Source organism: Arthrobacter glycogeni, assembly GCF_054511155.1.
Window position 1 is genome coordinate 35,957 of sequence record NZ_JBTNDE010000016.1, and the last position, 13,274, is coordinate 49,230.

Consider the following 13,274-nt stretch of genomic DNA (forward strand, 5'->3'; position numbering starts at 1 on the left):
CCCCAGACCCTGCCCGGCCGGGCGGGGTCCGGGGCGCCGGGGGCAGCCCGGAATGTGTGAGGATGGAGGCGTGAATGAGCCGCTGAACTCCATCGACGCCGCCCGGCTGGCAGTCGCCGCGCTGACCGCAGCAGGCATCCGTCACGTTGTCGTCGCCCCGGGATCACGCAGTGCCCCGATGGCGTACGCGCTGGCCGAAGCTGAAGGCGTTGGAGCGGTGCGGCTGCATGTGCGCATCGATGAGCGGGTCGGCGGGTTCACCGCACTCGGTCTGGCGCAGGGAGTCCAGGGACCCGTCGCGGTCCTGACGACGTCGGGAACCGCCGTCGGTGAACTGCTGCCAGCGGTGATGGAGGCCAACCACGCCGCTGTGCCGCTGGTGGTGTTGTCCGCCGACCGGCCCGAGGAGTTGCGGGGGAGCGGTGCCAACCAGACCACCAACCAGGTGGGTCTCTTTGGGTCGCACGTCAGATGTGCTCTCGACGTCCCGGCCGGTGCCGACCCTTCGCCGTTCGTCACCGAAGCGCTCGCGAAGGCCCTCGTTGGTCCGCAGGGTCCGGTGCAGCTGAATCTCGCGTTCCGCGACCCACTGGTCCCCGATCCCGCCGCAGCCACCGCACACATTGCGCAGCCCGGCGGTGAACCTGCAACCACGACCACGGTCCTGGCTGCCCCCTCCGCAGTAGCGCCCACCACCGTAGCGCCCACCACCACTGCGCGAACCGTCGTCGTCGCGGGCCACGGCGCCGGAGAGCTGGCAGCGGTTTTTGCCCAGCATCTCAACCTTCCGTTGCTCGCTGAGCCCTCCTCCAACGCCCGCTTCGGCCCAAACGCGGTGGCTCAATACCGGCTGCTTCTGGAGCATCTGGGGTCCGACGTCGAACGGGTCGTCGTCTTCGGGCGGCCCACCCTTTCCCGCCCGGTCGCCGCGTTGCTGGCCCGGCCGGAGGTGGAACAAGCGCTCTACCTTCCGGGACCGGTGGCCTGGTTCACGGAGGGCCGGCGGCGGGAACGTATCATCGAGTCCCTCCAGGAGCTGCTGCAGTTCGCTGGCCGGGGTGAGCCAGGTTGGCTGGAACGGTGGCAGCAGGCCGGGTCGTATGCGGACGCCGCACTCCGTTCACTGCTCGCGGAGACCACCTCGCTGAACGGGCTGCAGGTGGCGGACGCCGTCTGGGAGGCCACCGACGGCAACCTGGTGCTGGGATCCTCGAACCCCATTCGCGACGCCGATTTGATGGCGTCCCCAGGCTGGCACCCGTTGGAGGTCTACGCCAACCGGGGCCTCGCGGGAATCGACGGCACCATCTCCACCGCCTCCGGGGTGGCCCTCGCGACGGGGGTTCCCACGCGCCTTCTGGTGGGGGATCTGACCTTCCTGCACGACGCCGGGGGGCTGCTTCTGGGACCTGGGGAGGACGAGGCTGATCTGCAGGTGGTGGTGCTCAACGACGCCGGGGGCGGTATTTTCGGTTTACTGGAACACGGCGAGGACGGAAACGTGGGCCGCCACGGCGTCGCCGTCGAGCGGCTGTTCGGCACCCCTCACACTGCCGATCTTGGGGCGCTGGCCCGTGGCTACGGGGTGAGGCATCAGCTGGTCGCGTCAGCGGCTGACCTCGATGCTGTGTTGGCGCTGCCCATTCGGGGACGCTCGGTCGTCGAGATTAGGGCCGACCGGTCGGGGCTGCGCGCTCTGCACGCCGCAATCCGGGCACGCATCGCGGGGGTTCTGTAACGTGGGCAGCGGACAAGAAGGACGGCTGAAGAAAATCGCCGAGCCCTACCGGAAGATCTTGTACCCCTGCCATCCTGAGCCGATGGTGAAGGAGCCGCCCCAGCCACTCTGAGTGATCGGGTAATGCTTGAGGGCACCGGAACCGGTCCGCCCCGTCAACCCGTAGGAACCCGGCCCCTGAAAGCCCGAAACGACTCGGGCGCCGTCAATGTTTTGCCAGCCGGAACCGATGGTCCGCTGGTTCTCGGCGATAAACCGTGCCTTACCGTTCGACCGGTAGAGCACCAGTTCTCCGCTGGCTCTGGTTGCCAGGACGTCCTGGTTGCCGTCCCGGTCGAAATCGGCCAGCGTGATCCTGAGATCCTGCCAGCCCGCGCCAATCTGCCCGCGCGCCTTCGAGGACAAGGCACCACCGGTGCTGTTGGCGTAGTGCCAGAGCCGGCCGGCACCGTCCTTCGTGACCACTGAGGGGTAACGGCTCCCACGCCACCAGGTGCCGACGGTGATCTCGTTGGCACCCCACCCGCTGCCGATCGTGATGGGCGCCTGGAACCCGCCAGCGCGCAGTCCGCGGTACAGGGTCAGCCTGCCATCGCGCCACTGTGCGAGGACATCCTGGACGCCGTCCGCGTTCCAGTCAGTAGCGAAGCCGGCCTTCAGCCCGCCCCACCCGCTGCCCACCCGGGCCCGCTTGAGGAGTCCGCCGGACCAGGTGGGCGGGTACGTCCACAACACACCTGACGAGTCGACGGCGGTGAGACCGCTTGCACTTTTGATGGCGGGGTTGGCCCCGTTGAAATAGTGCTCGAGCGTCGGGATGCCACGGGTCTTCATCTCGGTGGCCAACGGCCGACCGACGTAGCGCAAGTGCCACGGCTCGTAGGTGTACCCGGTCGTCGACTGATAGCCGTCCGGGTACCGAACGATGAACCCGTACTTGTACGCGTTCATCGCTACCCACCGGCCGCCAGCGGTGTTCCCGAAGCAGGACCCCAGACCGCACGATCCGTCAGCGTTGCCGACGTCGACGGCGAGTCCCGTCTGGTGCTCGCTGTGGCCAGGCCGTGCCGACAGGGTATCCGCTACCGCCTGCCCGTACAGCGCCACATAATTGCTGTAGAGCGCGGCCTGCTCATCGTAGGACCGGTAGGCGCTGACCACGCTCAATGGGGCGCCAGCATTTCGGGCTCCAGCGAAGAGGTTCTGCAGGTTCGCTGAGACCGCGCGGCGCAGCACATAGCTGGTACCCGGGTGATACACGAGGTCCGGTGCAACATAGTTGAGCGGGTTCAGCGGCCGGGATTTGGTGACGAACACGTGATAACTGTTGGGGTCGCTCACGGGAACGGCGGCGGTCGCCGGCTGGACCGACAGCATTCCACCCAGGAGCGCACAGCACAGGACGACGACGCCGACGAGACGCGCGCGAAGGTGCGCAGCCCGGGTGGATGAGGACATGAGGATTCCCGCAGGTAGGAGGGTCTGGTGGACTTATCGTCCCACGCGGTCCGGTCTGGCGCTAGAGGACCTTGGAGAGGAACTCCCTGGTGCGAGCGTGCTGCGGATTGCCGAGGACCTCCGCGGGCGTGCCCTGTTCAACAACGACTCCACCGTCCATGAACACCACCCTGTCACCGACCTCACGGGCGAAGCCCATCTCGTGGGTGACGACCATCATGGTCATGCCGTCCTTGGCCAACTGCTTCATCACGTCCAGCACGTCCCCCACCAACTCGGGGTCGAGCGCGCTGGTGGGCTCGTCGAACAACATCATGTCGGGGTCCATCGACAGTGCCCGGGCGATCGCCACACGCTGCTGCTGGCCGCCGGAAAGCTGAGCAGGGAAGGCCGTAGCCTTCTCGGCGAGACCCACCTTGGCGAGGTTGCGCTTGGCGATTTCCTCGGCGTCGGCCTTCTTGCGTTTCTTCGCCCGGAGCTGAGCGAGCGTCAGATTGCGGGTCACATTCAGGTGGGGGAACAGGTTGAATTGCTGGAACACCATGCCGATACGGGTACGCACGCGATCCAGGTCGGTCTCGCCATCGGTAATGTCGATACCCTCCACCAGGATGGTGCCGCTGGTGGGCTCCTCCAAGCGGTTAACGCATCGCAGGAGAGTCGACTTGCCCGAACCGGACGGGCCAATGACGCAGACCACCTCGCCCTGATCCACATGGAAATCAATACCCTTCAGGACCTCATTGTCGCCAAAGCTCTTGTGCAGGTTGCGGACCTCAATGGCCGGCACATCCGTGCGGAGCGCTGCATCAGTCACAATGCTCACCGCCCTCTCTTGTTGTGTCGTTCAAGTTTGGCCACCAACTGGGTGAGCGGCAAGGTGATGATCAGATACATCAGACCGGCCACCACGAGTGGGGTTGCATTGGCGGTCGCTGAGGTCAGGTCGCGAGCGAACGTGGTCAGCTCCCGATCGGCCAGGGCCATCCCGACAATGAACAGCAGGGAGGTGTCCTTGATGAGGATGACCAGCTCGTTGGTCAGCGGTGGGGTGATGATCCTGAACGCCTGCGGCAGGACCACCGAGATCATGGCCCAGGTGGGGCGCATGCCCAGGGATCGGGCGGCTTCCACCTGACCTGGTGGCACAGCCTGGATCCCGGCGCGAATGGTCTCGGCAATGTAGGCGGAGGACACGATGATCAGGCCGATCAGGCCCGCACCGGTGCTGCCGCCCGGCGGACGCCATTCGAACGCGATCGGCACGGCGAAGGCAAACCCGAAGATCACCAGCAGTGCGGGCAGGCCGCGGAAGAGCTCAATGAAACCGGTGGCCACCCAGCGGTAGGGCAGCACCGGCGAGAGCTTCATCAGTGCCAGGATCAGCCCCAGAATGAGCCCGCCGACGAACGCGATGGCCGTGTACAGGACGGTGTTTTTCGCTGCCACCAGGATGACGTCCGGGAAAGCCTCAGCGGCAATGTCCAGATCAAAGAAGTAGGTGCTGATCGCATTCCAGTCGGCGAGCGAGACGACAAGAGCGACGGCGAAGATGAAGAGTGCGTACAGGGCGCCGCGGGTCAGACGTCTGCGGGTTGAGCGTTTCACGTGGGGAGCCAATCTTTTCTCAAGGACACGACGTCCCGGAGCCCGGCGGAATCAAAGAGTTCCACGCGGGCTCCGGGCCAGAATTCCTACTCGGTGAAGTAGGTGTCGTAAATCTCGTCGTACTCGCCGTTGTCCCGCAGCTCGGCGAGCTGCTCGTTGACGGCTGCCAGGAGATCCTCGCTGCCCTCCTTGGTCATCGCGAAACCGTACTGCTCATCGGTCTCGTATTCTTCGGCGATCGTGTACGTGCCGTCCTCGGTGTGGCTGAGGTTCACCGGAAGGTCCTGCAGGATGGCCGCGACGTTACCGGCCTGCAGCGCCGCATACAGTTCGGCGTCACTCGGGAAGGCAATAACCTCGGTATCCGTGGGAACGTTCTCGCGGGTGTAGGACTCGCCGGTGGTGCCAGCCTGGACGCCCACCTGCATACCTGCCAGGTCATCGATGGACGCGACGTCGGAATCGACTGGGACCAGCAGTGACTGCAGGGAGTCGTAGTACGGCTCGGAGAACGAGAGGTTCGCGGCACGTTCCTCGGTGATGGTGATGGCGCTGGCTCCCACGTCGCAAGTATTGGAGGCGAGGACAGCCCCGCTGGCGAGACCGTCGAAGCCAACGTCGACTACCTCGAGTTCGAGGTCCATTCCGGTGGCGATGGCGCGCATGATGTCCATGTCGAAGCCGACGTACTCGCCGTCTTCTTCGTATTCGAATGGTGCGTAGGGGATGTCCGAGCACACGGTCAGGGAGCCTTCGGCAACGAGGCCGAGCCCTGATTCGTCGGCGGCTGGCTCATCGGAACCGCCGCAGGCGCTGAGCGCCAACGCGCCGATGGCCGCGATGGCTAGTGTCTTGGGAACTGTCGAGCGCTTGACGAACATGCAAATACCTCATTTGTGGACGGGGAAAACTTCGTTTCAAATTCTAGCTGCATAGAGATGTGCATCACAGGCTACAGGCATTGCGTATTGGTAACCAATAGGAAGAGTTGCTCGCAACGGCCGGCGGACATTACCGCCGGATGCCCAGCGCCTCGATCATGGGTCTGAACTTGCTCCACGATTCCGCCAGCTCGGCCTGCGCATCCGAGCCGGCGACGATCCCGCACCCCGCGTACATCCGCACCCGCGTGGGGCTTTCGATCATCGCACCGCGCAGCGCTATGCCCCACTCGCCGTTTCCGCGGGCGTCCATCCAACCGACCGGGCCAGCGTAGGGGCCGCGCTCCAGATGCTCAAGTTCCCGGATCAGGCCCCCTGCCACAGTTGTTGGGGTCCCGCAGACCGCCGCCGTGGGATGCAGGGCACCGACCAGGGCCAACGACGTCGGCACATCGCCACTGGCGCCCGGTTCCAGCTGCGCCGTCACATCGGAGGCCAGATGCCACACGTTGGGAAGTTCCAGAACGAAGGGCTCGCTGTGCGAGGTCATGGTGCTGGTGAACGGTTCGAGCTGCTGGGTCAGGGAGTCGATAGCAATCTGGTGCTCGTGCAACTGCTTCTCGGAGCCGGCGAGTACCCGCTGGGCGTAGTCCGGGTCGTCGGCCGGGGCGTTGGCGCGGTCCAGCGTACCGGCGAGGACCCTGGCCCGCGCCGTCGAGTTTTCCACCTTGATCAGCATTTCCGGTGTTGAACCGATCAGCCCGTCCACCGAGTACGTCCAGCAGTCCGAGTACCTGACGGCCAGTTCGCGCAGTACCTGCGCCGTCGCCACCGGTGAACCGAGTTCAGCCACCACGTCACGGGCGAGCACAAGTTTGCTTAGCTCGCCGGTCCGGATGTGCTCGATTCCCTGTTCCACCGCCGTCATCCATTGCTCCTCCGAGAGGATGCCCGGCGCAAGGTGGTCCGCCGGGTTCGGGTCCCGTTCGACGGCGGTCTCGTCAAGGTAGCCGGCCAGGGCCGCCTCCGCGGCGTCGGCGCTTACCTCGGCATCCTCGTCGTCGGTGATGTAGGTCAACCAGCTGTGGCCGTCGCGGCAGCCGACCACCACGCGTGGCACGATCAGCCGGGACGGGTGCCGGGACGTCTTGGAGAAGGCAAACGAGCCGAAGGCTACCAGGCCGGAGCCGGGAACAGCCAGCGGGTTGACGGCGTCGGCTGCCAGAAGCTGAGTGCGCCACCACTCCTGGGCGTCAGTGAACCGGTTGGGGCCCATTGCGGTGAACCGGGCGCTTTCGCCGAAGGCAACCAGGCCGTCGCCGCGCCTGACCCAGGTGTGAATGTCATTCCGTGCCACATAGTCGAGCAGCCCGGTGGTGTCGTCGAGCTGTCCCCGGGGAATGGTGATGCTGCGGAGGCCGCGCACTGGTGTCAGGGGCGGCGCGGCCGCGATGGTGGACGGGGTGCTCATGACTTCCAAGCCTACTCTTGCCCGGGGATGCGTCGGTCGGGTCGCCCGGCCCGATTAGGGACCAGTGAATTGTTTGAGACAATACAAGGGTGAACCGTGCATCACTGGAAAAGCGTCCCGAAGAAGTAGCCGCCATGTTTGACGACGTGGCGCCCAAATACGATGTCGTCAACGACGTCCTGTCCCTCGGGCAGACCCACCGCTGGCGCCGCATTGTGGTGGATGCGGTCGGCGCAGTGAAAGGCGAAAAGGTTCTCGATCTGGCGGCCGGAACGGGCACCTCCAGCGAGCCCTACGCTGACAATGGTGTGTATGTGGTGGCCTGCGACTTCTCCCTGGGCATGCTGCGGGTCGGCAAGCGCCGCCGCCCGGACATCGACTTCATTGCCGGCGACGCCACTGACCTTCCGTTCGCCGACAACTCCTTCGACGCGTCGACCATCTCCTTCGGTCTGCGCAACGTGCACCGCCCGCAGCGGGCCCTCGCGGAGATGTTGCGGGTGACCAAGCCCGGCGGCAAACTAGTGATCGCCGAATTCTCTCAGCCCACTGTTCCGCTGTGGCGCACCATGTACACCGAATACCTGATGCGGGCACTTCCAGCCATCGCGACCAAGGTCAGTTCGAACCCGACCGCCTACGTCTATCTGGCCGAGTCCATCCGAGCCTGGCCGGATCAGGACTCGCTTGCCGGCTGGCTCTCCGACGCGGGGTGGGAGAACGTTGCTTACCGTAACCTCAACGGAGGCATCGTGGCAGTCCACCGGGCCACGAAGCCCCTTGACGTGGCAGATGCAGCCCAGGACCGTCTGCGTCGCCGCAGCACGCGGGCAGCCAACTAAGTGTCGGTACTGATCGTCGGGGCCGGCCCCGCCGGCTCCACCGCCGCCTATTACCTGGCGCGCGCCGGGGTGGACGTCACAGTCGTCGAAAAGTCAATTTTCCCGCGGGAAAAGGTCTGTGGTGACGGGTTTACGCCCCGGGCAGTCCGCGAAATCCAGCTGCTCGGATTGCCTCACGAGGAGTCGGCGGGGTGGCGCCGCAACGTAGGGCTACGGCTCAAAGCCGGTGGCCGCACCGTTGAAGTGCCCTGGCCGGATCTGACCGACTTCCCGGATTACGGATTAGTCCGCACCCGCCTCGGGTTTGACGAGGAGCTCGCCGAACACGCGCGGGCGGCGGGCGCCGTGATCCTGGAGGGCCACTCGGTCAGCTCGGCGATCCGCAACGACGCCGGCCGGGTGACCGGCGTCGTCGTCAATATCCTCGACCCGGCGGGGCGTAAAACGGGTCAGACCCGACAGTTTCACGCCGACACCATCCTGGCCGCCGACGGCAACTCGACCCGCACCGCCGTGAGCCTCGGCCTGGCCAAGCGTGATGACCGGCCGCTCGGTGTGGCGGTACGCACGTATTTCACCAGCCCCCGCCACGAGGATCCGTGGATGGAGGGCTGGCTTGAACTGCCCGACGCGACGGGGAAGCCGCTGCCCGGCTATGGCTGGGTCTTCGGCGTCGGGGACGGTACCTCCAACGTGGGCCTGGGCATCCTGAATTCGTCGGCCGAGTTCGGCAAGCTCGACTACAAGCAGGTCCTGCGCGACTGGACTGCCGGAATGCCTGCCGAATGGGGGTTCGTCCCGGAGCAGCAGGTCGGCGAGATTCGCGGCGCCGCCCTGCCGATGGGGTTCAACCGGACGCCGCACTACAGCCCGGGAATGCTGCTGCTCGGCGACGCTGGTGGGATGGTCTCGCCGTTTAACGGGGAGGGCATTTCCTACGCCATGGAGTCGGCGCGGTACGCAGCCGAGTTCATCGTCAGCGCCGAGCAAGTGAGTTCACCGCTGGGCCGCGATCAGGTGTTGGCCGGATACGCCCCGCACGTGCGAGGTCTCTGGGGCAGCCATTTCACCCTCGGGACCATCTTTGCTCAGCTGATCGGCAAGCCAGCGATCCTGCGTCTCGCGCTCAGGACCGGCATGCCCATCCCGGTGCTGATGCGGTTTGTGGTGCGGATGCTCGCCAACCTGACCGATACCGGCGGCAAAGGCTTCGAGGATCGGGTAATTCACCTGCTGGAGCAGCTGGTGCCAGCCGTCAGCAACCAATCCCATCCACGCACGCGGGCCCATGCCGGCTCCGCGCGCCCTACTAGTTAGTCTTGGACAGTGACAGAATCTGCTAACCCCGGCTGGACCAGCGCTGGGCACCCGCGCTCCGACAGTGGCGAGCTCGACACGGCCACCGGTGCCATCGCCACCGGCCTTCGGCTGCCTCCCGGGTTCGCCCTGATCGCCGAGGATCCCGAGCTGGGTCCGGCGGTCTCCACCTGCCTGGCCAAGGTGGAGAAGCAGTTGCGGGAAGCCATCGCCAGCTCGGACCCCCTCGCCGACGCCACCAGCCGTCACCTGGTGGAAGCTGGCGGCAAACGGATCCGGCCGTTGTTGACGATTCTCGCCTCGCACCTCGGCGACTCCAGTCGTCCCGAGGTGGTGCAGGCCGCCGTCGTCGTCGAACTGACCCACTTGGCCACGCTCTATCACGACGACGTCATGGACTCCGCGCCGTACCGCCGCGGTGCCCCGACGGCTCATGAGGTGTGGGGCAACTCGGTCGCCATCCTGACCGGGGACCTGATCTTCGCCCGTGCATCGATTCTGGTGTCGGAACTGGGCGGTCGCGCGCTCGGCATCCAGGCACGGACCTTCGAACGGCTTTGCCTGGGCCAGCTGCATGAGACGGTGGGACCCCGCGAGGATGAAGATCCCGTGGAGCACTACCTGTCAGTCATCGCCGACAAGACCGGCTCGCTGGTCGCCGCGTCGGGGCAACTCGGTGCGTTGTTCGGGCAGGCCCCTCAGTCGGCGATCGACGTGATGCTCTCCTACGGTGAGAAGGTGGGAGTGGCCTTCCAACTTGCCGACGACGTCATCGACGTCACCGGCGTCAAAGTCACCTCCGGCAAGTCGCCCGGCACCGACCTCCGCGAAGGCGTGCCGACCCTGCCGATTCTCTTGATCCGGCGGGCCGCGGCCGCCGGCGACGCCTCCGCCGTCGCAGTGCTGGACCTGGTTGATGGTGACCTCACCTCGGACGAGGCGCTGGCTGACGCGGTTGCCGCCGTCAGCACCCACCCGTCAACGCAGGACGCCTGGGCCGTCGCTCAGCAGTGGGCCGACGACGCCGTCGCAGCTCTGGAGCCGCTCCCGGAGAGCACCGTCAAGCAGGCGCTCACGGCCTTTGCCCAGGCGGTGGTGACCCGGGACGTCTAGTTCGATCCCGCTCGCGGTGTTTGTCCCCCGCGTGTGCACGCCTGCCCAGGTTGTCGGTCCCCAATCCCGGGCCCGACGGCGAGTCGACTGCCGACACGCGCCTTGACGGCCAGTACCTGAGCAAACTTGCGTGCCTCGGCCGATAGCCCGACCCGACTTCGCCTCCACAGTCGGCCTTGCGCTGCGCTCGTCCACATAACCTCCGCACGCAACCGAGGTGTCGGTCCAGAGGGGCTGCACTGGATCGATGGATGCTATCAATACCCTCCGTAGTCTTGGGTCGGTTGCCAGGACCCGCGAGATCGTGGGCCGTGGGGTGAGCCGCCGTCAGATTGAGCGCCACGTGGCGGTTGGCGAGATGATCCGGCCGCGCGCTGGTGTCATTGCGCTGCCCGATGCCCGGCCGGATTACGTCACCGCAGTGCTCAACGACGGTCGGCTGACCTGCCTGTCGGCGGCGACAGCCTACAACCTGTGGCTCCTGAGACCGGCGGCTCGACTCCACCTGAGCTGCAGCCATGGGCGCGGTACCGGGTTCACCAATCATCGGCAGCGTACCGTTCCAGTCCATCCGCGGGAGCCGCTGCTGGGGGTCGTTGATGTGCTGGTCCATGCCCTTCGTTGCCTCCCGCCGTTGGAGGCGGCCGTCATGGTCGAGTGTTCCCTGCGCAGGGGTGACACTATCCGCAGCTTCCTGCTGGACCGGTTGCCGGGTGACCGCAATTCCAGGGCCCGCGCGACCTTGGCCAAGGTCAGCTGTGCGGCCGAATCTCCGCTTGAAGTGGTGGCCCGGTTCCTGTTCGTTGAGGCCGGGTTCCACGTTGAAACGCAGGTGCCACTGGCCGGCGTCGGTAGGGTGGATTTCCTGCTGGAAGGTTTTCTGGTGATCGAAGTGGACGGTGCCGCCTACCATTCTGACCGGCGAGCACTCAGGCGGGATCTCCACCGGAACAACTCGACGATCGTGGGCGGGTATTTGGTGCTGCGCTACATCTACGAGGACGTCATGTTTCACCCGGACGACGTGCTCAGGGAGATCCGACAGGTTCTGGCCGGTCGCGCAATCCGCTGATGGCATGCAGGTTTGCCCAGGTACTGATCCAGGAACGGGCCGTTTGCCGGCGTGTCAGGCAACGGCGCGCAAGGGAGGGCCTGAAACCTGAGCAAACCTGCACGGGCAACAGCCGGTGTGGCTATAGGACCGCGCGGAGCTCGGCCGCCTTCCGGGCCCGCTCGGCCGGATCCACGATGGGCCGCTTTGGGGTGAAGTAGAAGCCGTCATCGTGCCAGCGGGGGAGAACATGCTGGTGATAGTGCCAGACGTGCTGGCTGCCGGCCGGTTCGTTGTGCTGGCGGGTGGAAATGCCGTCCGGTGACCACGCCCGTTTGATGGCTACCGCCATGTCGCGGGTGACGGTCATGATGCGGGCGGCGACGTCGTCGGGCAGTTCATACAACAGCTCGAAGTGGGCCCGAGGGGTGACTAGTACGTGGCCGGGGTGCGGGTCGAAGCCGTGGGAGGCGATGAAGGCCAGCACCAGGTCGTCCGCGTACACGACATCTCCGGGGCGGCAAAGGTTACTGGGCACCCGAAAGTCCCCGGAGGCGAGGTCACAGAAGGGGCACAGGTAACCGTCCGGCGCGTGCCCCACCCAGCCGGTCAATCCTCGTCCGTGTCTTCTTCGAACACCCACTCGAACATGTCGAGGACGTATTCACTGAACGTGCCCTCTTCGCTCTTCCATGTGCCCCGTGCATTGTTGCGACGCCAGATGATGGGATCGGGGACATCCAGTTGGTCCACGCGGATTCCCCAGGTGTACTTTTCCTCTTCGTCCTCAAGGAAGAGCAGGTGGCCGTCTTCGACGGTCAGCTCGTCGGGATCCCAGAAAAAGTGGTAGGCCTCCATAATGTCCTCGACAGCGCCGACGGCGAGGTAGAAGTCGCGCAGCGCGAGTGGGAGGTCAAAGTCCCGACCGTCCATCAGGTCCTGGAGTTCTTCCATCGACAGGCCATCTTCCGCCGACCACTGGTCATCGAAGTACGCCGGAACCAGGGCACGAAATTTGTCCAGGAATAGCTCAGTCAATTTGAACTCCAGGGGTGGGGTTGGGGGATATACCCATCCTAGCCCCCGCCGCGGGTCGGGCTACGACGGCCCGGGCCGCTTCCAGCCCAGGACTGCCAGCGGTGCGCGCCAGCTGAAGCGCCAGGCGAGCACCCGCAGGATGAACACCAGAGCAGCGACGACGGCGCCCGTCACCACGTTGAACCAGCCGGTACTGACGAGCAGCGTGGTCAACCCGGCCCCGAGCATTGCGGGAAGCGCGTAGATGTCCCGGGGGTCGAAGAGCTGGGGCACCTCGTTGGCCACCACATCGCGCAGCAGCCCGCCACCCACCGCCGTGGTCACGCCCAGCAGGATGCCCGCCACCGGGTGAAGGCCAAACTCCAGGGCTTTCACCGTGCCGGTGATGCAGAACAGGCCCAGGCCCGCGGCATCGAAAAGGACTAGCAAGTTGCTCGCCCGCTCCACACCGGAGAACAAAAAGTACACGAGCAGGGTCGCAAGCACCGGTGGAATCAGGTAGGCAGGATTCGAGAACGCCGCCGGAACGGTATCGATGATCAGGTCGCGTGCCACTCCGCCGCCCAGTCCGGCCAGGGAGGCCAGCAGTAGGGATCCCACGAGGTCGAACCCTTTGCGGGCCGCCAGCAGGGATCCGGAAACGGCGAAGAAAAAGACCCCGAGTAGGTCGATCAGCAGGGCAACGTCCACCGTGTTGGTCATGGGGATCCTCGTCGTCCGGGCTGCTTGGGTTTTGGGTCTGCGCGGGAGGCATTCC

Annotated in this window: 12 protein-coding genes and 1 pseudogene; 5 read left to right on the forward strand and 8 right to left on the reverse strand. The window is 65.7% G+C overall.

What is annotated here, in order from left to right; all coding sequences use genetic code 11:
* Window positions 1-52: 52 nt before the first annotated feature.
* Window positions 53-1,738 (forward strand): 2-succinyl-5-enolpyruvyl-6-hydroxy-3-cyclohexene-1-carboxylic-acid synthase, encoded by a 1,686-nt coding sequence (gene menD / locus ACX80O_RS11930; protein WP_459333580.1) that lies wholly within the window; start codon window positions 53-55, stop codon window positions 1,736-1,738.
* Between the two features lie 846 nt (window positions 1,739-2,584).
* On the opposite strand, the pseudogene ACX80O_RS11935 reads toward menD, so the two are convergent.
* The 5 genes and pseudogenes from ACX80O_RS11935 to ACX80O_RS11955 all read right to left on the reverse strand — a co-directional run.
* Window positions 2,585-3,196, reverse strand: a pseudogene (locus ACX80O_RS11935) (M15 family metallopeptidase); the annotation flags it as partial.
* Window positions 3,197-3,257: 61 nt separating this feature from the next.
* A complete protein-coding gene (locus ACX80O_RS11940; RefSeq protein WP_459308082.1) occupies window positions 3,258-4,022 on the reverse strand; it encodes an amino acid ABC transporter ATP-binding protein in 765 nt (254 codons plus the stop codon).
* The gene (locus ACX80O_RS11945) at window positions 4,019-4,804 is read right to left on the reverse strand and encodes an amino acid ABC transporter permease (RefSeq protein ID WP_459308083.1); all 786 of its coding nucleotides are present in this window, start codon (window positions 4,802-4,804) and stop codon (window positions 4,019-4,021) included. Before ACX80O_RS11945 ends, ACX80O_RS11940 begins: the two co-directional genes overlap by 4 nt.
* Window positions 4,805-4,890: 86 nt before the next feature.
* Window positions 4,891-5,685, reverse strand: coding sequence for a transporter substrate-binding domain-containing protein (locus ACX80O_RS11950; protein WP_459333581.1), 795 nt, complete (start codon window positions 5,683-5,685; stop codon window positions 4,891-4,893).
* A gap of 130 nt (window positions 5,686-5,815) precedes the next feature.
* The gene (locus tag ACX80O_RS11955; RefSeq protein WP_459308085.1) at window positions 5,816-7,156 is read right to left on the reverse strand and encodes an isochorismate synthase; all 1,341 of its coding nucleotides are present in this window, start codon (window positions 7,154-7,156) and stop codon (window positions 5,816-5,818) included.
* An 89-nt stretch (window positions 7,157-7,245) separates the two neighbouring features.
* Between ACX80O_RS11955 and ACX80O_RS11960 the strand changes: the two genes are divergently transcribed.
* The 4 genes from ACX80O_RS11960 (at window position 7,246) to ACX80O_RS11975 (ending at window position 11,500) form a co-directional block, all read left to right on the forward strand.
* Window positions 7,246-7,998: a demethylmenaquinone methyltransferase gene (locus ACX80O_RS11960; RefSeq protein WP_459308086.1), complete on the forward strand. Its 753-nt coding sequence runs from the start codon at window positions 7,246-7,248 to the stop codon at window positions 7,996-7,998.
* Window positions 7,999-9,315 (forward strand): geranylgeranyl reductase family protein, encoded by a 1,317-nt coding sequence (locus ACX80O_RS11965; protein WP_459333582.1) that lies wholly within the window; start codon window positions 7,999-8,001, stop codon window positions 9,313-9,315. It begins immediately after the preceding gene.
* Window positions 9,316-9,324: 9 nt separating this feature from the next.
* On the forward strand, window positions 9,325-10,428 hold the full coding sequence (locus tag ACX80O_RS11970; RefSeq protein ID WP_459333583.1) for a polyprenyl synthetase family protein: 1,104 nt from the start codon (window positions 9,325-9,327) through the stop codon (window positions 10,426-10,428).
* Window positions 10,429-10,675: 247 nt separating this feature from the next.
* Window positions 10,676-11,500, forward strand: a complete 825-nt coding sequence (locus tag ACX80O_RS11975; RefSeq protein WP_459333584.1) for an endonuclease domain-containing protein — start codon at window positions 10,676-10,678, stop codon at window positions 11,498-11,500.
* Window positions 11,501-11,621: 121 nt separating this feature from the next.
* Here the strand turns inward: ACX80O_RS11975 and ACX80O_RS11980 are convergent, their stop codons facing one another.
* The 3 genes from ACX80O_RS11980 to ACX80O_RS11990 all read right to left on the reverse strand — a co-directional run bounded on the left by ACX80O_RS11980 (window position 11,622) and on the right by ACX80O_RS11990 (window position 13,219).
* Window positions 11,622-12,017, reverse strand: a complete 396-nt coding sequence (locus ACX80O_RS11980) for an HIT family protein (protein WP_459308090.1) — start codon at window positions 12,015-12,017, stop codon at window positions 11,622-11,624.
* 71 nt (window positions 12,018-12,088) lie between these two features.
* Window positions 12,089-12,517, reverse strand: a complete 429-nt coding sequence (locus ACX80O_RS11985) for a hypothetical protein (protein WP_459308091.1) — start codon at window positions 12,515-12,517, stop codon at window positions 12,089-12,091.
* Between the two features lie 60 nt (window positions 12,518-12,577).
* Window positions 12,578-13,219 (reverse strand): trimeric intracellular cation channel family protein, encoded by a 642-nt coding sequence (locus ACX80O_RS11990; protein ID WP_459308092.1) that lies wholly within the window; start codon window positions 13,217-13,219, stop codon window positions 12,578-12,580.
* Window positions 13,220-13,274: the final 55 nt, after the last annotated feature.

Excerpts from the sequence above, each read along its gene's own strand:
- menD (WP_459333580.1), top strand. The coding sequence starts at position 53 with ATGTGTGAGGATGGAGGCGTGAATGAGCCGCTGAACTCCATCGACGCC.
- ACX80O_RS11950 (WP_459333581.1), bottom strand. The coding sequence starts at position 5,685 with ATGTTCGTCAAGCGCTCGACAGTTCCCAAGACACTAGCCATCGCGGCC.
- ACX80O_RS11955 (WP_459308085.1), bottom strand. The coding sequence starts at position 7,156 with ATGAGCACCCCGTCCACCATCGCGGCCGCGCCGCCCCTGACACCAGTG.
- ACX80O_RS11975 (WP_459333584.1), top strand. The coding sequence starts at position 10,676 with ATGGATGCTATCAATACCCTCCGTAGTCTTGGGTCGGTTGCCAGGACC.
- ACX80O_RS11990 (WP_459308092.1), bottom strand. The coding sequence starts at position 13,219 with ATGACCAACACGGTGGACGTTGCCCTGCTGATCGACCTACTCGGGGTC.